This window comes from Streptomyces sp. E-08 (assembly GCF_049913095.1).
Classification (GTDB): Bacteria; Actinomycetota; Actinomycetes; order Streptomycetales; family Streptomycetaceae; genus Streptomyces.
In genome coordinates this window covers 6,115,912-6,136,910 of record NZ_CP183971.1, presented here as the reverse complement: position 1 = coordinate 6,136,910, position 20,999 = coordinate 6,115,912, and the positions used below count along the sequence as shown (strand labels likewise).

The 20,999-nt window shown below is 72.6% G+C and carries 15 protein-coding genes; 10 read left to right on the top strand and 5 right to left on the bottom strand.

What is annotated here, in order from left to right:
• Window positions 1-154 precede the first annotated feature (154 nt).
• A complete protein-coding gene (gene eccCa, locus ACN9MM_RS28400; RefSeq protein ID WP_426366520.1) occupies window positions 155-4,108 on the top strand; it encodes a type VII secretion protein EccCa in 3,954 nt (1,317 codons plus the stop codon).
• Window positions 4,109-4,195: 87 nt separating this feature from the next.
• A complete protein-coding gene (locus ACN9MM_RS28395) occupies window positions 4,196-4,480 on the top strand; it encodes a DUF397 domain-containing protein (protein ID WP_426366518.1) in 285 nt (94 codons plus the stop codon).
• A 65-nt stretch (window positions 4,481-4,545) separates the two neighbouring features.
• Here ACN9MM_RS28395 and ACN9MM_RS28390 read toward each other — a convergent pair whose 3' ends face one another.
• The 4 genes from ACN9MM_RS28390 to eccB all read right to left on the bottom strand — a co-directional run bounded on the left by ACN9MM_RS28390 (window position 4,546) and on the right by eccB (window position 8,242).
• Window positions 4,546-4,836, bottom strand: coding sequence for a WXG100 family type VII secretion target (locus tag ACN9MM_RS28390; protein ID WP_382868529.1), 291 nt, complete (start codon window positions 4,834-4,836; stop codon window positions 4,546-4,548).
• 53 nt (window positions 4,837-4,889) lie between these two features.
• On the bottom strand, window positions 4,890-5,228 hold the full coding sequence (locus ACN9MM_RS28385; RefSeq protein ID WP_365225803.1) for a WXG100 family type VII secretion target: 339 nt from the start codon (window positions 5,226-5,228) through the stop codon (window positions 4,890-4,892).
• Between the two features lie 190 nt (window positions 5,229-5,418).
• Window positions 5,419-6,684 carry a type VII secretion-associated serine protease mycosin gene (gene mycP, locus ACN9MM_RS28380; RefSeq protein WP_426366516.1) on the bottom strand — a complete coding sequence of 422 codons (1,266 nt, stop codon included), beginning with the start codon at window positions 6,682-6,684 and terminating at the stop codon, window positions 5,419-5,421.
• 13 nt (window positions 6,685-6,697) lie between these two features.
• Entirely contained in the window at window positions 6,698-8,242 is a 1,545-nt protein-coding gene (eccB, locus tag ACN9MM_RS28375) for a type VII secretion protein EccB (protein WP_426366514.1), read from the bottom strand.
• Between the two features lie 190 nt (window positions 8,243-8,432).
• Here eccB and eccE point away from each other — a divergent pair, with 190 nt between their 5' ends.
• The 8 genes from eccE to ACN9MM_RS28335 all read left to right on the top strand — a co-directional run bounded on the left by eccE (window position 8,433) and on the right by ACN9MM_RS28335 (window position 19,954).
• Complete coding sequence (gene eccE, locus ACN9MM_RS28370; protein ID WP_426366513.1) at window positions 8,433-9,737, top strand: type VII secretion protein EccE; 1,305 nt, start codon at window positions 8,433-8,435, stop codon at window positions 9,735-9,737.
• A complete protein-coding gene (locus ACN9MM_RS28365; protein ID WP_426366512.1) occupies window positions 9,737-10,510 on the top strand; it encodes a hypothetical protein in 774 nt (257 codons plus the stop codon). The genes eccE and ACN9MM_RS28365 overlap by 1 nt, the downstream gene beginning before the upstream one ends.
• A gap of 228 nt (window positions 10,511-10,738) precedes the next feature.
• Entirely contained in the window at window positions 10,739-14,041 is a 3,303-nt protein-coding gene (locus tag ACN9MM_RS28360; protein ID WP_426366511.1) for an SCO5717 family growth-regulating ATPase, read from the top strand.
• A gap of 192 nt (window positions 14,042-14,233) precedes the next feature.
• A complete protein-coding gene (locus tag ACN9MM_RS28355) occupies window positions 14,234-16,066 on the top strand; it encodes an ABC transporter substrate-binding protein (protein WP_426368848.1) in 1,833 nt (610 codons plus the stop codon).
• Window positions 16,067-16,069: 3 nt separating this feature from the next.
• Window positions 16,070-17,131 (top strand): ABC transporter permease, encoded by a 1,062-nt coding sequence (locus ACN9MM_RS28350; RefSeq protein WP_426366509.1) that lies wholly within the window; start codon window positions 16,070-16,072, stop codon window positions 17,129-17,131.
• Window positions 17,128-18,012, top strand: coding sequence for an ABC transporter permease (locus tag ACN9MM_RS28345; RefSeq protein WP_426366508.1), 885 nt, complete (start codon window positions 17,128-17,130; stop codon window positions 18,010-18,012). The genes ACN9MM_RS28350 and ACN9MM_RS28345 overlap by 4 nt, the downstream gene beginning before the upstream one ends.
• Window positions 18,009-18,974: an ABC transporter ATP-binding protein gene (locus ACN9MM_RS28340; RefSeq protein WP_426366507.1), complete on the top strand. Its 966-nt coding sequence runs from the start codon at window positions 18,009-18,011 to the stop codon at window positions 18,972-18,974. The genes ACN9MM_RS28345 and ACN9MM_RS28340 overlap by 4 nt, the downstream gene beginning before the upstream one ends.
• Entirely contained in the window at window positions 18,971-19,954 is a 984-nt protein-coding gene (locus ACN9MM_RS28335; protein WP_426366506.1) for an ABC transporter ATP-binding protein, read from the top strand. Before ACN9MM_RS28340 ends, ACN9MM_RS28335 begins: the two co-directional genes overlap by 4 nt.
• A gap of 88 nt (window positions 19,955-20,042) precedes the next feature.
• Here ACN9MM_RS28335 and ACN9MM_RS28330 read toward each other — a convergent pair whose 3' ends face one another.
• The gene (locus ACN9MM_RS28330; RefSeq protein ID WP_426366505.1) at window positions 20,043-20,996 is read right to left on the bottom strand and encodes a bifunctional riboflavin kinase/FAD synthetase; all 954 of its coding nucleotides are present in this window, start codon (window positions 20,994-20,996) and stop codon (window positions 20,043-20,045) included.
• Window positions 20,997-20,999 lie beyond the last annotated feature (3 nt).

Below are 20,999 nucleotides of genomic sequence, written 5' to 3'. Positions count from 1 at the left end.
CACGATGCGCGCGCCACCCTACCGGGGACGGCCGGTGGGGGCTGCAAGTAGGATCGCCGTCCCATGGGGGAAGTCCGCGCACTCGGCTGCCGACAGGGGTCGCGTGCGGATGCTCCCGCCACGAGCCCGCCTCCAACGAGGGATTGATGCGCCGGTGAGCCAGATCGTCGTCAAACGCCCGCCGAGGTCTCTTCCTCCGGAAGTGCCCGGTGAGGAACTGGTCCTGGAGTCTCCGCCGGAACTTCCGCGGGGACAGCAGGAGTCGGCGTTGATGCAGCTCCTGCCGATGCTCGGCATGGGCTCCTCGGTCGTCTTCTTCTTCATGACGCCCTCGCCGATCATGCGGATCATGGGCACGCTGATGCTCGCGTCGACGGTCGCGATGGCCGTCGCGCAGTTCGTGAGATTCCGTCGCGGTACGCAGGGGCAAATGGCCGATGTCCGCCGCGACTACCTCAAATACCTCGCGCAGACCCGGCGTACGGTCCGGCGCACGGCGCGCAGGCAGCGGGACGCCCAGCTGTATCTGCACCCGTCTCCCGAGCAGCTGTGGTCGGTGGTGGCCGAGGGTTCCCGGGTGTGGGAGCGCCGGGTCGGCGACCATGACTTCGGGCAGGCGCGGATCGGGCTCGGGGCGCAGCAGTTGGCGACTCCGCTGGTGGCGCCGGACACGGCTCCGGTGGACGAGCTGGAGCCGCTGTGCGCGGGTGCGATGCAGCAGTTCCTCGCGGTGCACGGCACCTTGGACGGGTTGCCGATGGCGGTCTCGATGCGGGCGTTCTACCACGTGACGGTGTCGGGCGAGCCGGAGTCGGCGCAGGCCGCGGCGCGCGCGCTGGTGTCGCAGCTGGTGACGCTGCACTCCCCCGACGACCTGATGCTCGCCGTGGTGGCGGCGCGGCCGGCGCAGGAGCGCTGGGACTGGACGAAGTGGCTCCCGCACACGCAGGTTCCCGGGCAGGTCGACGGGGCGGGCACGAAGCGTCTGTTCGGCGACGACCTCGGTGAGCTGGAGAACCTGGTCCGTTCGAAGCTGGACGGGCGGACGCGGTTCTCCCGGGAGAGCCAGCCGGTGCTGGACCAGCCGCACGTGGTGGTGGTCCTGGACGGTGGGATGGTGCCGCCGGACTCGCTGCTCGCGGCCCCCGAGGGCCTGCAGGGCGTGACGATCGTGGAGGTCGTCTCCGGTGAGCTGGACGAGCCGCGCGGTGGCCTCTCGGTGGTGGTACGGCCGGGCCGGCTGCGTCTGGAGTCGGGGGGCGGCTTCGCGTACGAGGGGCTGCCGGACGGCATCTCGCTCCCGGCGGCCGAGGCGCTGGCCCGGCAGCTGGCGCCGCTGCGGATGGGCGGCGGGGACGACGACGAGCCGCTGCTCGCCAACCTGGACTTCACGGATCTTCTGAACCTGGGCGACGCGGCCTCGGTGGACGTGACGCGGACGTGGCGGCCCCGGTCGGTGGCCGAGCGGCTCCGGGTGCCGATCGGTGTCGGCGAGGACGGCGCGCCGGTCATGCTGGACCTGAAGGAGGCGGCGCAGGAGGGCATGGGCCCGCACGGTCTGTGCGTCGGCGCGACGGGTTCCGGAAAGTCGGAGCTGCTGCGCACGCTGGTGCTCGGTCTGGCGGTGACGCACTCCTCGGAGACGCTGAACTTCGTCCTCGCGGACTTCAAGGGCGGTGCGACCTTCGCGGGCATGTCGCAGATGCCGCACGTGGCTGCGGTCATCACCAACCTGTCGGACGACCTGACGCTGGTCGACCGCATGGGCGACGCGATCCGCGGCGAGCTGCAGCGGCGGCAGGAGCTGCTGCGCTCCGCGGGCAACTACGCGAACATCCACGACTACGAGAAGGCGCGCGCGGCGGGTGCCCCGCTGGAGCCGCTGGCCTCGCTGGTCCTGGTGATCGACGAGTTCTCCGAGCTCCTCACGGCCAAGCCGGACTTCATCGACATGTTCATCCAGATCGGCCGCATCGGCCGTTCGCTGGGCGTGCACCTGCTGCTGGCCTCGCAGCGCCTGGAGGAGGGCAAGCTGCGCGGCCTGGACACGTACCTCTCGTACCGGATCGGTCTGCGGACCTTCTCGGCGGCGGAGTCGCGGACGGCGATCGGCGTGCCGGACGCGTACCACCTGCCGTCGGTGCCGGGTTCGGGCTATCTGAAGTTCGGTACGGACGAGATGACCCGCTTCAAGGCGGCGTACGTCTCGGGGACCTACCGGACGGGCGGGCCGCGTCTGGAGATCGGGCAGCTGCCGGTGGAGCGGCGGCCCGCGGTGTTCACCGCCGCGCCGGTGCCGGTGGTGTACGCGGCGCCGGACCCGGCCTATCTGACGGCGCAGCGCGCCGAGGAGGACGACGCGCTCGCGGACACGGTCCTCGACGTGATCGTGCGAAGGCTGGAGGGCCAGGGGGTGCCGGCGCACCAGGTGTGGCTGCCGCCGCTCGACCAGGCGCCCTCGCTGGACCAGCTGCTGCCGGGGCTCGCGCAGACGGCGGACCGGGGGCTCACGGCGACGGAGTACACGCGTCAGGGCGGGCTCACGGTGCCGCTCGGTCTCATCGACAAGCCGTTCGAGCAGCGGCGCGAGGTGCTGTACCGGGACTTCTCCGGCGCGGCCGGTCACATGATGGTGGTCGGCGGTCCGCAGTCCGGCAAGTCGACGATCATGCGCACGCTCGTGTCGTCGTTCGCGCTCACCCACACCCCGGCCGAAGTGCAGTTCTACTGCCTGGACTTCGGTGGCGGCGGCCTGATCTCGCTGGCCGACCTGCCGCACGTCGGCGGGGTGGCCTCGCGGCTCGACCCGGAGCGGGTGCGCCGGACGGTCGCGGAGGTCATGGGCGTCCTGAACCGCCGGGAGGAGTTCTTCCGCTCGAACTCGATCGACTCGATCGCGACGTACCGGCGCAAGCGGGCCGCGGGCGAACTGCCGGGCGAGGCCTGGGGCGACGTCTTCCTGATCGTGGACGGCTGGGGCGGCTTCCGCAACGACTACGACACGCTGGAGCCGATCGTCGCCGACATCGCGGCGCGCGGTCTGGGCTACGGCATCCACGTGGTGATCACCGCCGCCCGGTACATGGAGGTGCGGGCGGCGCTCAAGGACCAGATGCTGGGCCGGCTCGAACTGCGGCTCGGTGACGTCATGGACTCCGAGTTCGACCGCAAGGTCGCGGCGAACGTGCCGACCGGTGTGCCGGGCCGCGGCCAGGTGCCGGAGAAGCTGCACTTCATGGGGGCGCTGCCGCGGATCGACGGGTCGAGCTCCTCGGCCGATCTGGCGGACGGCACGGCGGCGTTCGTGCAGGCGGTGAAGGCGAGCTGGACCGGGGCCCCGGCGCCGGCGGTGCGGCTGCTGCCGCGCAGGCTGCCGGCGGAGCAGCTGCCGAAGGGCTTCGAGTACCCGCAGCACGGCATCGCGATCGGCATCGACGAGACGAACCTGGAGCCGGTGTTCGTCGACTTCGAGTCGGATCCGTTCTTCATGATCTTCGGCGAGAGCGAGTCCGGCAAGACGGCGCTGCTCCGGCTGATCGCCAAGCAGCTGTGCGAGCGGTACACGCCGGAGCAGGCGCGGATCGTGGTGGGCGACTACCGGCGGACGATGCTGGAGGCGGTGGCGCCCTCGCACCTCCTGGAGTACGCGCCGATGGCCTCGGCCATGCAGATGCACATGGACGCCATCAACACGGTGATGACGAAGCGGGCGCCGAAGCCCGACATCACGCCGCAGCAGCTGCGCGACCGCAGCTGGTGGTCGGGTCCGCAGCTGTTCGTCCTGGTCGACGACTTCGAGCTGGTGGCCACGAACTCGGGCAACCCGCTGGCGGTCCTGGTGGAGAACCTGCCGTTCGCCCGGGACGTCGGCATCCGGTTCATCGTGGCGCGCAGCCAGGCGGGTGCCTCCCGGGCGATGTACGAGCCGTTCATGCAGCGGATGCGGGAGCTGGGCGCGCAGGGCGTGCTCCTCTCCGGCGACCCGCAGGAAGGCGACATCCTCGGCGGCGTCCGGGCGCGGCCGATGCCGCCGGGCCGGGGCACGTTCGTGTCGCGGAAGCGCGGTACGCCGCTGGTGCAGCTGGGCTGGCTGCCTGAGCAGCACTGAGCTGCCGGAACAACCCTGAGCGGAGCGGTCCCTCCCACTACTGTGGGAGGGACCGCTCCGTCGTACCACCGCGAAGGGAAAGCGCCGATGACCGACGCCGCCGAGACCACCACCGAGAGCGCGGACGCCGCCATGGCCGCCGAGAAGGAGCGCCAGAAGGAGGAGCTGTACGCGCTCGACATCTCGGGCGTCGAGTGGGAGGGCGCTCCGGGGACGAGCCCGGACGAGGAGCGCGTGGAGATCGCGCGGCTGCCCGAGGGGGCGGTGGCGATGCGCTCGTCCCTCGACAAGGGGACGGTGCTGCGCTACACGAAGGCCGAGTGGGACGCGTTCGTCCTGGGTGCCAGGGACGGCGAGTTCGATCTGCGCTGAGGCACGCACGCGCGTGAGGGGTGGCCCGTCGGAACGGGCCACCCCTCACGCGTGCTGACGAGGACTCACATCATGCGGAACCGGGCCGCGTTGCCCTTGTCGGTGTCCTGGTAGCCGGTGACCGACTCGTCGAGGAGCTGGGCGATGCGCGCCAGGTCCTGGTTCATGCCGGCCATGTCGCGGGTCAGGCGGTCCTGGCTCTCGCGGTACGCGACCTTCGCCTCGCCCTCCCAGTTGGAGGCGACGCGGTTGACCTCGGCCATGAGGTCGTCGAGCTTCTGGGTCAGCGTGCTGGAGGTGAGGCGGGTGTCGGCCGCCGCCTGCGTCACGGTGTCGTAATTGACCGCAGTGGTCATGGTGATGACTCCTGGAGTGAGAGTGGCGCGGAGGACTGGTCGGGTCGGACGGCTCAGACGCCGAGGATGGCGCTCTGGCCACCACCGGAGCTGCTGTCCATCTGACGGAAGGACCGCAGACGGTCCTCCTCCTCCTGCGAGAACCCGTCGGCGCTCATGCGCATGATCTCCTCGAGCTTCGAGAGCTCGGCGCGCATGCTGCGCAGGCGCTGGTTCAGGTCGTTCTGGACCCGGTCGTACTCCTTGCTCGCAGCGCCCTGCCAGCCCGCCTGAACGCGGTCCACCACGCTGTTGAGGGAGGTGATGCGGGCCTGAAGCTCGTCGGAGAAGTCCTGGATCCGGCCGGCGAGCTTGACTTGTTCGGCACTGGTTACGTTCAGGTCTTTCGACATCTTGCCCCTTCTTCCTTCGGTGGCTGCGACGGACCGGCCGTCGTGCCTTCCGGTCTTGATGCGGACGGGAATCTTCTGATGCCGCCCCCGTGCTGGGTTCGCACTGCCGTGCCCCCAGCGGTCACTGTAGCCATTGACGGCGGCAGTTCCAACTGCAAAGGAAGGTCCCGATACTTGACCGATACGCGCGTCACCGGACCTCCCTCCTGCGGCGGCTGTCGCGGATCACGGTGGCGGTCCCGGCGACCACGGCCACCAGGACACCTCCGATCCCCAACGTGTAGGTGGCGAGCCGTTCGGAGCGCTCCTGGGGCGTCTCCGACAGCGCCAGACGGGCCGGCTCGGGCGCCGGCGGTTTGGGCGGGCCCGGGTCGGGCACGGGCGAGGACGCGGGCGTGCCGGGCTGGTCGGCGAGCGCCCGCACCGGGTCGACCACGCCCCAACCGACGTATCCGTCCCGTCCGTTGATCGAGCGGACCGCGGTCTGCTCGATACGTGTGACGATCTGGGCGGCGCTCCAGTCCGGGTACTTGGCGCGGAGCAGGGCGGCGACGCCGGCGACGTACGGAGCCGAGAAGCTGGTGCCGTTGTCGACGCACTGGCCGCCGCCGGGGACGGTGGAGACGATGTCGACGCCGGGCGCCGCCACGCCGACGAAGTCCCCCGGCTGGGAGAAGACGGCGCGCTCGTTGTTGCGGTCGGAGGAGGCGACGGCGAGGACGCCGGGGAAGGCGGCGGGATAGGTCTTCTTGAACTTTCCGTCCGTGCCGTCGTTGCCCGCGGAGGCGACGACGACGACGCCCTTCTCGATCGCCTTGGCCACCGACCTGGCCATGGGCGAGTCCGGGCCCAGCGGCTGGGTGGTGTCCTGCGAGATGTTGATGACGTCGGCGCCCTTGGCCACGGCGTGGTCGATCGCCTGCGCCATGGTGTCGGACTTGCCGCTGTTCTTCTCGTCGTTCTGCCGGATCGGGATGATCGTGGCCTCGGGGGCGAGGCCGACGAAGCCGGTGCCCTTGCGGGGGCGGGCCGCGATGATGCCGGCGACCTTGGTGCCGTGTCCGACCTCGTCGACGGTGCCGTCGGTCTTGCCGCGCTTGTCGTCGCCGACGGAGGGGTTGTCCTTGTCGGGCTTGAGGTAGTCCTTGCCCGCCTTGGCGTCGACGGCGGGGGCGCGCAGCTGCGGGTTGACGTCGTCGACGCCGGTGTCGATGACGGCGACCCGGACGCCCTTGCCCTTGGTGTCCTGCCACAGCTCGTCCAGGAGGACCCGCTGGAGCGGCCAGGGGATGCCCTCGATCTGCTTCTTCATGGGGAAGGTGCACTCGCCGCTGCCGTCGAGGGCCGGGCCGTCCTGTCCCCGCGGGGCGGGTGCGGCGGCCGCGGCGGGGGCGGCGAGCAGGGCGGCGAGGGTGCCCGCGGCGAGCAGGCCGGCCGCTCGGTACGTCGTCGTCACCGGTGCCACCCTTTCAGGAACCCTGCGGCTGACGCGCGCTGTTGGTGTCGAGTCGCGGACCCTTCGAGAGGAACTCCGACCATTCGATCGGGACGAGGACCGGCGTGACCTTCTCGTACCCGAGACGCTTCTGGGCGTCGCTGGGTTCCGGGCGCCCGTCGGTCTGCGGCTGTTCGCCGGCGCCGATCTCGGAGTGGGCGGAGTCGCTGTCGCCGTTGGCCTGGACGGCGTACCGCAGGCCGGTGTCGGTGACGAGGAAGAGGGAGCCGTCGGGCGTCTTCTGCTTGCCCTGGATCTGCGTGTAGAGCAGGCCGGTGCCGGGGGTGACGTACGTGCTGGTGCCGCCGGCCGTGATGTCGGCGGGGTACTCGGTGCCGGCCCAGGTGGTGAGCGTGGTGCCGCCCTTCTCGTCGACGGCGGTGAGCACGTTGCACACCGTGTCGCGGGCACCGCTGCCGGTGGAGGCGTTGATCGGCTTGGACTGCAGCGTCGGCCAGTGGGCGCCGCCGTGGAAGACCGTGGGGTCCGGGACGAAGGAGGAGGCGTCGACGGTGCCGGCCTTGCCGTCCATGTCGAGGTCGCCGGTCTCCGGGGAGTTGATGAGCAGCCAGGCCGTGAAGGGCGTGACGGGCTGGACCTTGCCGGCGAGCACTACGTAGTCCTGGGGTCCGGCGCCGGTCTGGGCGCGGAGGACCATGCCGATCCGGTTCTCGGTCCCGGTGAGGGTGTTGCCGGGGATGCCGGCGGAGTCGCCGACCCTGCCGTCGATGTGCGGGAAGTCGATCTCGTCGCCGGTCTTCAGGGTGGCGAGCCAGTCGTCGGTGACGGCCTGCGGTTCCTTGCCGAGTCCCACGAGGGCGGTCAGGAGCCCGGGCCGGTCGGCCTTCACCGGGTACTTGGTGCCGGTGTGGTCGATGAGGAACTGGGCGTTCCCCTTCTGACCCTTGACGTACAGGACCTGCCCGTCCTTCAGCTGGTTGCCGCCCGCGGTCCGCTTGGCGTCCCGCTCGGCGAAGAGGAAGGTCGCCTTCTGGACGCTGGCGCCCTTCCCGCCGCCGGGCTGCTCGCAGACGGCCCACTGCTTGGCCTTGCCGGCGTCCTCCGCGACGGGCAACCGGTCGGGGGCGTACGGGATGCCGAGGATGGGGCCGCGCGGCGGCGTGCCCTCGTCCAGCTTCTTGTCGTCGACCTGGATCACCTGGAACTGGTCGGGGTTGAGCAGCAGCCGGGCGGAGGCGAGGTTGAGGACGGGGTGGAGCAGGGTCTTCCTGTCCTTGCCCTTGCCGGTCTCCAGGACGACGTACCGGGTCGTCGACTGCTTGCCGACGATGACCCGGGTGCCGGGGGTGTCCCAGCCCTTGGGGGCGGTCGGCTTGAACATGCCCCAGGCGCCGAATCCGGCGACGACGAGCGCGGCGGCGATCAGGCCGGGGACGACGGCACGCAGCGGCTTCGGCGCCCCCTCCTCCGTACCGGAGGGCGAGGGTTGGAGGAATGCCGCCACCGTGCGCTTCTTCGCAAAGGTGTACGCGTTGAGCTCGTCCCGCCGCGATGCCATGAGTCCCCATTCTCGTCAGGCGCGATCTTCGCTCGGGGCCCCGGGGTGGTGACACCCGGGCCCCGGCCTTCGGACCGGCCCCCTACTATGCCTGCTGTCCCGTGGGGTTCGTGGGGCGGGTAGGGTGATCCGGCCGCCAATGCCCTGGCGGGCCAGGGTCATCGGGACGAATTGAGGGGGATTCTCCATCATGGCTTCCGCGAGGCGGAGGCGGCCCGGCGCGGCCGCTGCCTCCACACCCCCTTCCACGGGGCCTGCCCCCGCGGTCTCACCGAGACTCCAGGCACGTCCCGGACACTTCGGTTCGTTCCGATTGCAACAGCTCGTACTGATCGAGGTGGCCGCGGCGCTGCTGCTGCTCGCCTGGGTCGTCGAGCCGATGCTCCTCGTGCCCGCGGGCGTGGTCGCCGTCGTGCTGGTGCTGCTCGCCGTCGTACGCCGGCACCGGCGCTCGCTGCCCGAGTGGCTCGGCACCTTCCTCGCGCTGCGCGCCCGTTCGCGCCGGGCCTCGTCGTTCTCGGTGCCGGAGGGCACGGAGCCGGGGCTCGCACCGCTCGTGGAGTGCGACCCCGCGCTGCGGACGTACGCCTACAGCGACCGTGACCGGCGTCCGGTCGGCATGGTCGGGGACGGCACCTTCCTGACCGCCGTCCTGCGCGTCGAGTCGGACGGCACGGCGCTGCGTCCGGACCGCGCGGCACGGCCGCTGCCCGTCGGGCTCGTCCGGGACGTCCTCAGCGTGGACGGCATCCGGCTGGAGTCGGCGCAGATCGTGCAGCACACGCAGCCGGCGCCCGCGCCGCACCTGCCCGCGCAGTCGATGGCCGCCCGTAACTACGGGCCCCTCCAGGCGCAGACGGGGTCACCCGCGGTCCGGATCACCTGGATCGCGCTCAAGCTCGACCCCGAGCTCTGCCCGGAGGCGGTCGCCGCGCGCGGCGGCGGCATGACCGGCGCGCAGAAGTGCGTGGTACGGGCGGCGGACCAGCTGGCGAGCCGCCTCGCGGGCGCCGGGTTCCGGGCGAGCGTGCTGACGGAGCAGGAGCTGACCGGCGCGCTGGCCACGTCGAGCTGCGCGAGCCCGATGGCGATCGCGCAGGCGGGCCGGGGGCAGGCGCAGGGGCGCAGGACCCAGGAGACCGCGCGGACCTGGCGGGTGGACGACCGGCGGCACACGACGTACTGGGTGGGGCGCTGGCCCCAGTTGGGCGGCCGGAGCGGCGGCGCGGGCGCGTCGATGCCGCAGCTGGTGGCCCTGCTGACCTCGCTGCCCGCGCTCGCGACGACGTTCAGCCTGACGCTGAGCGGCGGGGACAGGCAGGAGGTGACGGTGACCGGACACGTGCGGATCACCGGGCGCAGCGACGAGGAACTGGTGGCCGCGCGGCACGAGCTGGAGCGTGCGGCGCGCGGAGTGAGGACGGGTCTGGTGCGCCTCGACCGTGAACAGGTGCCCGGCATCCTGGCGACGCTTCCGCTGGGGGGTGCGCGCTGATGTCCACCGCCTCCTTCGGTACGTCACCGGCCTCGGGCGCGCCTTCCGCCCGGCGTGCGGGGCGGGGCACGCGGCCCCGGTTCGGCTTCGGGCTCGTCGGGCCGCGCCGCGACCGGCACTCCGTCCCCCTGGAACAGCTGGAGGCGCTGGCCCTGCCGGTCGGCGACGACGGCATGGTGATCGGCGTGGACGCCGAGAGCCGCCCGGCGGTGCTCGGCATCAACCGGCCCGTCCCGTACGACGTGACCCTCATCGGCGGTCTGTGGACCGCGCAGGTACTGGCCCTGCGGGCGGCCGCGACGGGCGCCCGGGTGGCGGTCGAGACCGGCCGGGCGCAGGCGTGGACGGCGCTCGCGCAGGCCGCGGGCGGCGGCCAGCCGTGCATCACGCTGCACGACGTGGGCCGGGTGCCGCCGCAGGGCGCGTCCGCCGGCAGTCCGGTGGTCGTGGTGCGCGACTGCGGCATGCGGCCGCCGCGCGGCCGTGTGGTGTCGGCGCCCTGGCAGTCGGTGGTGACGCTGCTGCCGTACCTGAGCCCGGTCGCGCCCCGGCTCCTGGAGAAGTCCTCACTCGTCGGGGTCCAGCGGGTGTCCCCCGACGAGGCGGCCCAGATCGGCCGCATCATGAGCCTGCCGCAGCACGAGTACGAGGCGCTGTCCACGCTCGCCGACGGGGTGACCCTCTGGTGCACGCCGAGCGACCGCCAGTTCGTGATGACGCAGGCGACGGACGCCGAGACCGGATTGTTGGGCGGCGCGCGCCGGATGGACTGAGCGGCGACGCCATGGCCCGAGATCGCTCAAGTACGTCCGCTTTTGCATCGTTTTGAACGGTGCGGGTTCTCACTCTGCGGCGCGGCCGGGTCACTTGGGGCCCGGAACGGGTCGCGGAGGCGGGCGCGGAGGGGCCGTCGGCCCTGCCCGGGGGCGGCTCACGGCGATTAGGGTGGAAGGGCCCCGCCCACAACGGCACAAGGGTGCTCGACCACACCAGGAGGCAAAGTGAACGGCGATCGCGACGAGATCCACGGGGGTTGGAATCCGCCCGCCGACGATCAGTCCGACGCGGATCCCGCCGAGATGACGGGTGAGTTCACCATCGACTACACCCCGCCCGCCTGGTACACGCAGAACGCGTCGGGCGGTGCGGGGGCGGGCGGTGCCACTCCCCCGCCGCCGAGCGGCGCGCCGGTCGCCGTGCCGGGCGTCCCGGCGGGCAGCGGCTTCGAGCCCGGCTGGAACGTCGCGCCGCCGGCCCCGCCGGTGGTCCCTGCGGCTCCCGCACCGGCGCCCGCCCCGCCGGCCCCGCAGCAGGTCACGCCCGTCGCCCCCACCCCGTTCCAGCAGACCGGCGCGGTTCCTCCGGTGGGGGTCCCGCCGGTGGCCGTTCCCCCCGCGGGTGTTCCCGTTCCCGGTGCGGGTGTCCCTCCGGTCGGCGCGCCTGGTGTGGCGGTGCCTGGGACGCCCGTGCCTGGTGTGGCAGTGCCTGGTGTGCCCGCGCCGGACGCCTCCGTGGCCGGTGGATCGCTGCCGCCCGCCTCCGTGCCGCCCGTCCCGGCGCCCGCGCCGGAGACGCCCGCGCCCGCGGCCTCGTTCGGGGGCGGGGACGTCGAGAGCGGCGCCACCGTGCGCTTCTCCCCCGCCGCCCTCCAGCGCGAGATCGAGGAGCGCACGGCGGAGAACGCGGCGAATGCAGAAGGCACCGAGGCCACGGAGAACACGGAGAGCCCTGACGCCGCCGAGGACTCCGCCGAGTCCACCGGTGCGGGGGACTCCGCTCCGGACTCCCCCGCCGCTCCCGGCGAGTTCGCCGCCACGGAAGCGGAGGAGACCGGAACCGCCGCCGACGGCACGGACGAGGACCCGGCCGTCGACGCGTCGAGCACCTCGGACGCCGAGGAGACGGCCGAGGCCGCCGGCGACACCGCCGGCCCGCACGACGAGCCCGCCGCGCCCGCCGCCGAGCCGGAGACGGCCACGGCGCCGGTCGCCGACGCGGAGACCGGGGCGGGCGTCGCCGCCGCTTCCCTCCCCGCCGCCCAGCCCTTCGCCGACGTCCCGCAGGGCTCCGGTCCCGGCGTGGCCCCCGGCCCTGGCGGCACCCCCGCTCCGTACGGCACCGCGGGGCAGCAGGCCGGCGGCGCCCCGGGGCCGTACCCCGGCACCCCGTACCCGGCCCCCCAGGCGGCCGCGCCCGGGCCGTACCCCGCGCCGTACCCGGTCCCGGGCGCCCCCGCCGGCGCCGGGCTGCCGCCGCTGCCCCCGTCCTTCCAGCCGGCCGCGCCCGAGCCCGCCCAGCAGTGGCCCGCGCAGCCCGCCCCGGGTGCCCAGCCGCTGCCGCCCACCGCCGCCTGGCCGGCGCAGGAGGCCCCCGTGCCGGGCGCGCCCGGCCCCGTACCGCCGCAGGCCCAGCCCCAGGCGCCGGGCGCCTACGGCTACCCGCAGACCCCGCAGGAGCACCAGGCCCCGCAGCCCCCGGCCCAGGCCCCGCAGGGCGGTTACGGCTTCCCGCAGCCCGGGACGCCTCCGCAGCAGGCCGGTTACGGCTACCCGCAGCAGCCCGGAGTGCCCGGCGGTGTCCCGCCGCAGGCGCAGGCGCCCGGCGGCTACGGCTACCCGCACCCCGGAGCCGTACCCCCGCAGGCCGCCCAGGCCCCGCAGCCGCCGTACGACGGTCAGCCGCCGGTGGATCCGCGGACCGGTGCCGCCTGGCCCTCGCCCGTGACGCACGACCAGCGGGAGCGCTCCGTGCCGGGCGCCCCGCTCGGGTACAACGCGGCCGTCGAGCTCTCCTCCGACCGGCTGCTGCGCAACAACAAGCAGAAGCCCAAGTCCAGCCGGAACCCCGGGGCCGCCAACCGCTTCAAGCTCGGCGGCAAGAAGGAGGAGGCGGAGCGGCAGCGGAAGCTCGACCTGATCCGTACGCCGGTCCTCTCCTGCTACCGGATCGCGGTCATCTCCCTCAAGGGCGGTGTCGGCAAGACGACGACCACCACCGCGCTCGGCGCGACCCTCGCCATCGAGCGGCAGGACAAGATCCTGGCGATCGACGCGAACCCGGATGCCGGCACGCTGGGCCGCCGGGTGCGGCGCGAGACCGGGGCGACCATCCGCGACCTGGTGCAGGCGATCCCGTACCTGAACTCGTACATGGACATCCGCCGGTTCACCTCGCAGGCCCCGTCGGGTCTGGAGATCCTCGCCAACGACGTGGACCCGGCCGTCTCGACGACGTTCAACGACGAGGACTACCGGCGCGCGATCGACGTCCTCGGCAAGCAGTACCCGATCATCCTCACCGACTCGGGCACCGGTCTGCTCTACAGCGCCATGCGCGGGGTCCTCGACCTCGCCGACCAGCTGATCATCATCTCCACGCCCTCCGTGGACGGTGCGTCCAGCGCCTCGACGACCCTGGACTGGCTCTCGGCGCACGGCTACGCGGACCTGGTGCAGCGCTCCATCACGGTCATCTCGGGAGTCCGCGAGACCGGCAAGATGATCAAGGTCGAGGACATCGTGCAGCACTTCCAGACCCGCTGCCGCGGTGTCGTGGTCGTGCCCTTCGACGAGCACCTGGCGGCCGGCGCCGAGGTGGACCTCGACATGATGCGGCCGAAGACCCGGGAGGCGTACTTCCACCTCTCGGCGATGGTCGCCGAGGACTTCGTACGGGCGCAGCAGGCGCAGGGACTGTGGACCGGTGACGCCCAGGGCGCGATGCCGCCGCACCTGGCCCCGCCCATGCCAGGGCAGCAGGGCCCGGGCCAGCCGATGCCCGGACAGCCCATGCCGGGACAGCCCATGCCGGGACAGTTCGCTCCCGGCCAGCCGATGCCGGGGCAGTTCGCCCCCGGCCAGCCGATGCCGGGACAGTTCGCGCCGGGGCAGCCGATGCCCGGGCAGGTCCCGGCTCAGCCGGTGCCCGGTCAGTTCGCGCCCGGACAGCCCGCTCCCGGGCAGCCGTACGCTCCCCAGGCGCCGCAGCCCGGTCAGCCGTATCCGCCGCAGCCGGGCCAGCCCCATCCGCCGCAGGGGTACCCGCAGCCGGGACAGCCGATGCCGGGTCAGATGCCGGGGCAGGCGGGTCCGATGCCGGGTCAGATCGCGCCCGGTCAGCCCGCCCCGGGTCAGCCGTACGGCCCCCCGGCGGGTCAGCCGTACCCGCCGCAGCCGGGGCAGCCCGGCATGCCTCCGGCCTGGCAGCAGCCGCAGGACGGCGGTGAGTCGCAGCCGGGGCAGCCGCTGCCCCCGCAGGCGGACCCGCAGGGCCCGCCGCAGGCGCCGCCAGCCCCTCAGCAGTAGGGCGTCACAGGATTAGACCAATGAGGCTCCGTATCGGCTCACCGATACGGAGCCTCTTGGCGTTCCCGCAGCCCACAAGGGGTTTGAGCGATCGTTGACGACGGCAGACCACCGCTGATACACCTTCGCTTCACTCATCGTCAGCCCAAGATCCACGACAGAAACTCCGACGCGAGGTCACGTCCCATGGTCATGGTCACGAAGGTTCCACCCCGTCCCACCCCTGCCCGCAGAGCCGTCCGCCTGCTGCTCGCCACCGGTCTCGCCGCCGGCTCCCTCGTCGTCGTCCCCGGCACCGCGCAGGCGGAGGACGGGAAGTCCGGCGGCACCACCCTCACCGTCGCCGTCTCCCAGAGCATCGACTCGCTGAGCCCGTTCCTCGCCCAGAAGCTCACCTCGACCAGCATCCACCGGCTGGCGTACGAGTACCTCACCAACTACGACCCGAAGGACGCCCACACCGTCCCGGGTCTGGCGACCGCGTGGACGTCGTCGGCCGACAAGCTGACGTGGACGTACACGATCCGCAAGGACTCGACCTGGTCCGACGGGCAGCAGGCCACCGCCGAGGACGCGGCCTGGACCTTCAACAAGATGATGACCGACCCGAACGCCGCCACCGCCAACGGCAGCTTCACGGCCAACTTCGCCGAGGTCACCGCACCCGACCCGCAGACCCTGGTCATCCGGCTGAAGAAGCCCCAGGCGACGATGACGGCCCTCGACGTGCCGATCGTGCCGAAGCACGTCTGGGAGAAGGTCACCGACTTCTCGAAGTTCAACAACGACAAGACCTTCCCGATCGTCGGGAACGGGCCCTTCGTCATCACGGACTTCAAGGTCGACCAGTACATCAAGCTCAAGCCGAACAAGAAGTTCTGGCGGGGCGCCCCCAAGTTCGACGAGCTGGTCTTCAAGTACTACAAGGACGGCGACGCCGCCGTCGCCGCCCTGCAGAAGGGCGAGGTCTCCTTCGTACCGAACCTGACGCCCGCCCAGGCCGCCGCGCTGAAGACCCAGAAGGACATCAAGGTCAACGACGCCCCCGGCCGCCGCTTCTACGCCCTCGCCACCAACCCGGGCGCGAAGGCCCAGGACGGAAAGACCTTCGGCAACGGCAGCAAGGCGCTCCTCGACCCGGAGGTGCGCAAGGCGCTCTTCCTCGCCGTCGACCGCACCACGCTCGTCGACAAGGTCTTCCAGGGCCACGCCGTCGAGGGCGAGGGGTACATCCCGCCGCGCTTCGGCTCGTACTTCTGGAAGCCGGAGACCGCGCAGAAGCGCGCGTACGACCCGGCCGCGGCGGAGAAGGTCCTCGACGCCGCCGGATACCGGAAGAACGCCGACGGCAAGCGGCTCGGCAAGGACGGCAAGCCGCTCGACCTGCGGATCCTCTGTCACGCCACCGACCCCAACGACAAGGCGGTCGGCAAGTACCTCCAGGAGTGGTGGGGCAAGCTCGGCATCGGCCTGAAGGTCGAGTGCCTGGACAGCGTCTCCGACCCCTGGGTCAAGGGCGACTACGACCTCGCCTTCGACGGCTGGTCGGTCAACCCCGACCCCGACTACGTCCTCTCGATCCACACCTGCGGCACCCTCCCGGCGACCCCGAAGGACTCCGGAGCCACCGACAACTTCATCTGCGACAAGCAGTTCGACGGGCTCTACGCGCAGCAGGCGGTGGAGTACGACGCCGCCAAGCGGGCGGATCTCGTGAAGCGGATGCAGTCCCTGCTGTACGACACGGGGTACATGAACGTCATGGCCTACCCGAACGCCCTGGAGGCGTACCGCACCGACCAGATCAAGTCCATCACGACCATGCCCGAGGCCGCGGGGAACCTGTGGGGCCAGGACGGCTACTGGAGCTGGTGGTCCGCCGTGCCCACGGCGCAGGCCGAGGACTCCGACGGCGGCTCGTCCACCGGAGTGGTCATCGGCATCGTCGCGGCCGTGGTGGTCGTGGTCGGCGCCGGCGTGTTCCTCGGGATGCGGCGCCGCTCCACCGCCGACGACCGCGAGTAGTACGTGACGACGGCAAGCACCCCCGCCGACGTGGCGCGGGCCGAGAAGGCCCGCGCCGCGGACGGCGCACACCGCACCGGTTCCTCCCTCGGCTATCTCCGCCACGCGGCGGGGAAGCTGGGCGGCGCGCTCGTCTCGCTCCTCGCCGTCCTGGTCACCAGCTTCTTCCTCTTCCGGATCATTCCCGGTGACCCGGTGAAGGCGATGACCCACGGCGTCCCCACCTCGGCCGAACAACTCGCCACACTGCGACGCCAGTTCGGTCTCGACCTGCCGCTGTGGCAGCAGTTCACCGACTACTGCGCGAAGGCGCTCAGCGGCGACCTCGGCACCTCCTTCCAGTTCCGCGCCCCCGTCGGGGACCTCATCGCGGAGAAGCTCCCGGCGACGCTGCTGCTCACCGGGGTGGCCGTGGTGATCTACTCGGCACTCGGGCTGTGGCTGGGCACCCGCTCGGCCTGGCGGCACGGCGGACTCGGCGACCGGCTGAACACCGGGATCGCCCTGACCCTGTGGTCGGTGCCGTCCTTCTGGCTCGGACTGCTCCTCATCATCGTCTTCTCGGTGGGCATGGGCCCGATCCCGGGGCTGTTCCCGACCGGCGGCATGGAGTCGGGGACGGGCGAGACCGGCTTCGCGTACGTCCTGGACGTCGCCCACCACCTGGTCCTGCCCGTGGTCACGCTCGTCGCCGTCGGCTACGCGCAGACCCTCCTCGTCATGCGCTCCTCGCTGCTCGACGAGATGGGCGGCGACTACCTGACGACGGCACGGGCCAAGGGCCTGCGGGACGACGCCGTGCGGCGCCGGCACGCCGTGCCGAACGCGCTGCTGCCGACCGTCACCATGATCTTCATCAACCTGGGTCATGTGGCGGCCGGATCGATCCTGGTGGAGACGGTGTTCTCCTGGCCGGGGCTCGGCGGACTCTTCTACCAGGCGCTGAGCGTGCCCGATCTGCCGCTCGTGCAGGGCCTGTTCGTGGTCTTCGCCGGCGCGATGATCCTTATGAACCTGATCGCCGACCTGCTCTATCCGCTGCTCGACCCCCGGGTGGGCCGATGACCTCTCTCGCATGGGAGCGCCGCAAGGGTTCGGCCGCGCGCTTCTGGACGTCGTACCGGACCCACCGCGCGGGGCTGTACGGTCTCGTCGGCCTCGCCCTGATCGCCCTGCTCGCGCTCGCCGCGCCGCTGATCGTCGGCTCCGACGTGCAGTCGGTCACGGAGGCGCCGGGCACGGCCCTGGAGCCGCCGAGCGCCGAGTTCCCGCTCGGCACCGACCAGTTCGGGCGCTCCCTGCTCGGCCTGCTGATCTGGGGCGCCCGGATCTCGCTGCTCGTCGGGCTGCTCGCGGCGACGCTCTCGGTCGCCATCGGAACCCTGGTGGGCATCGTCGCCGGGCACTACGGAGGCTGGTTCTCGACCGTCGTCATGCGGATCACCGACTGGTTCCTGGTGATGCCGACGCTGGTGCTCGCGATCGTCCTCGCCACGGTCATGTCCCGGTCGATGTGGACGGTGGTCCTGGCGATCGGCGTGACCTCCTGGCCGACCACCGCCCGCCTCGTACGGGCGCAGACCATCGCGGTGGAGTCCCGCCCGTACATCGAACGGGCGACCGCCCTGGGCGGCGGGCACCGGCACGTCATGACGCGGCACGTGCTGCCGAACGTGATGCCGCTGGTGCTCGCGCAGACCACCCTCGGCATCTCGACCGCCATCCTCACCGAGGCGACCCTCGCCTTCCTCGGCCTCGGCGACCCCACGGTGGTCTCGTGGGGCGGGATGCTCCAGGACGCCCGGGAGGCGGGCGCCGTCTCCTCCGGGCACTGGTGGTACCTGGCCCCGCCCGGGATCGCGATCGCCCTGGTCGCGCTCGCGTTCACGCTGTGCGGCCGGGCCGTGGAATCCGTACTGAACCCGAAGCTGGGGGTGGGGCGATGAGCCTCCTGGAGGTGCGGGACCTGAGGGTGACGTACGGCTCGGGCGTGAGCGCCGTGCCCGCCGTGCGCGGGGTCGACCTGACCCTGCAGCCGGGGACCAAGCTGGGCGTAGCCGGCGAGTCGGGCTGCGGCAAGTCCACGCTCGCGCTGGCGCTGCTGCGGCTGCTCCCGGCCTCGGCGCGGATCGAGGGCGAGATCCTGCTCGACGGCGACGACGTCCTCGCCATGTCGTGGGGCCGCCTGCGGGCGGTGCGCTGGGCGGGCGCGTCGATCGTCTTCCAGGGCGCGATGCACTCGCTGAACGCGGTGCACCGCATCGGGGAGCAGATCGCCGAGCCGCTGCTCGTGCACGGCCGGGCGACCCCCGCGGTGGCCCGCACCCGGGTCGGTGAGCTGCTCGAACACGTCGGACTCCCGGCCGCCCGGGCCGCCGCCTATCCGCACGAGCTGTCCGGCGGGCAGCGGCAGCGCGTGATGATCGCGATGGCACTCGCCTGCGACCCGCGCCTGATCGTCGCGGACGAGCCGACGACCGCGCTCGACGTGATGATCCAGGCGCAGATCCTGCGGCTGATCGAGCGGCTCGTCGCCGAGCAGTCCATCAGCCTCCTGATGATCAGCCACGACCTGGCGGTCCTCGCCGACACCTGCGACCGGCTCGCCGTGATGTACGCGGGCCGGGTCGTCGAGGAGGGACCCGCCCGGGCGGTGTACGAGGCGGCCGAGCACCCGTACGGGCGGGCGCTGTCCTCGGCGTTCCCCCGCATCGGGGACCTCGCGTCCCGGCGGGCGCCGCGCGGCCTGCCCGGCGACCCGCCGGACCCGGCGGACCTGCCCGGCGGCTGCACCTTCCATCCGCGCTGCCCGGTGGCGGTGGACGCCTGCGCGGAGCTCGATCAGGAACTGCGGGAGGCGGGCGCGGGGCGTCGGGCCGCCTGCGTACACGTGGGGAGCACGTCATGAGCACCGAGGCCCCCGCACGCCCCCTGCTGTCGGCGCGCGGGCTGCACGTCACCTTCCCGGGGCGGCGGGGCGCGCCGCCCGCCCGCGCGGTGGACGGCGTGGACCTGGACATCGGCGCCGGCGAGATCGTGGCTCTGGTCGGCGAGTCCGGCTGCGGCAAGACGACGCTGGCCCGCTCCCTGCTCGGCCTCGTCCGGCCCACGGCGGGCGCGGTCGCCTTCGACGGGCAGCCCCTCGCGTACTCCTCCGGAGCGCTCCGGGCCTACCGGAAGCGGGCCCAGCTGGTCCTCCAGGACCCGAGCGGCTCGCTGAACCCCCGGCACACCGTGTACGACGCGGTGGCGGAGGGGCTGCGGATCCACGGCTACGCGGGGGACGAGCGGACGGCGGTCGCCGAGGCCCTCTCCCGGGCCGGGCTGCGGCCCCCGGAGCGCTTCTTCCTGCGCTACCCGCACGAGCTGTCGGGCGGTCAGCGCCAGCGCGTGGTCATCGCGGGCGCGCTGGTCCTGGAGCCCGAACTGATCGTCGCCGACGAGCCGGTGGCTTCCCTGGACGCGTCCGTACGGGGCGAGATCCTGGCTCTGCTGCTGCGGCTGCGCGACGAGCTCGGCCTGTCCGCGCTGGTGGTGACGCACGACCTCGGGCTCGCGTGGAACATCGCGGACCGGGTGGCGGTGATGTACCTGGGCCGGGTCGTGGAGACCGGCACGGTGGAGTCCGTACTGACGAGCCCTCAGCATCCGTACACACGTGCGCTGTTGTCGGTGCTGCCCGAGTCGGAGGGCGCCCCGGTGGTGCTGACCGGCGAGCCGCCGGACCCCGCCCGCATCCCGTCGGGCTGCCGTTTCCACGCCCGCTGCCAGCTCCTCCTTTCGGGAGAGGCGGCGGCTGTCGCGGACCGCTGCCGCGGCGAGGACCTGCCGGTCCTGGACGGCGGCGCGGAGCAGGCGGTGGCGTGCCACTGGGTGACGCGGACCTGAGCCGCCCCGTTGTGGGCCCGCGCGCCCCGTTGCGGGCGGTGCCCACACCCGGGCGCGGGCGCACCCGGCCGCGGGCGCGGGCGGGGTGTCAGGCGCGGTCGTACTCCTCCGTCAGCTCCCGGCAGCGCTTCACGTCGCCCGCCATCGCCTGCAGCAGATCGTCCAGCGTGTCGAACTTGAGCATGCCGCGCACGTACGCCAGGAAGTCCACGGCCACGTGCAGTCCGTACAGGTCGAGGCCCTCGCGGTCGATCGCGTACGCCTCGACGGTCCGCTCCGTGCCGTCGAACTGCGGGTTGGTGCCGACCGAGATCGCCGCCGGCATCCGCTCCCCCGCGGCCGTCAGCCAGCCCGCGTACACGCCGTCCGCCGGGATCGCGGTGTGGGGCAGGGTCTCGACGTTGGCCGTCGGGAAGCCGAGCTCACGGCCGCGCTGGGCGCCGCGGACGACGATGCCCTCGACCCGGTGCGGGCGGCCGAGGATCTCGGCCGCGCCGGCCATGTCGCCCTCGGCGACGAGGCGGCGGGTGAGGGTGGAGGAGAAGGGCTGGCCGCCGCCGGCGGCCCCGCTGACGTACAGGTCGATGACCTCGACCTCGTAGTCGTAGGTGGCGCCGAGCTCGGTCAGGAACGCGACGTTGCCCGCGGCCCGGTGCCCGAAGCGGAAGTTGGGGCCCTCGATGACGGCCTTCGCGTGCAGCTTGTCGACGAGCACCTTCACGATGAAGTCGGCCGGGGACAGCTGCGAGAACTCGGCGGTGAACGGCAGCACGAGCACCGCGTCCACGCCCAGCTCCGCGATCAGCTCGGCCCGCCGGTGGTGCGGGGCGAGCAGCGGCGGGTGGCTGCCGGGCCGCACGACCTCGGAGGGGTGCGGGTCGAAGGTGACGACGACGGAGGGGACACCCAGCTCACGGGCGCGCTCGACGGCACGCCCGATGATCAGCTGGTGCCCGCGGTGCACCCCGTCGTAGGAGCCGATGGTGACGACGCTGCGTCCCCAGTCCTGGGGAATGTCCTCCAAGCCACGCCAGCGCTGCACTGT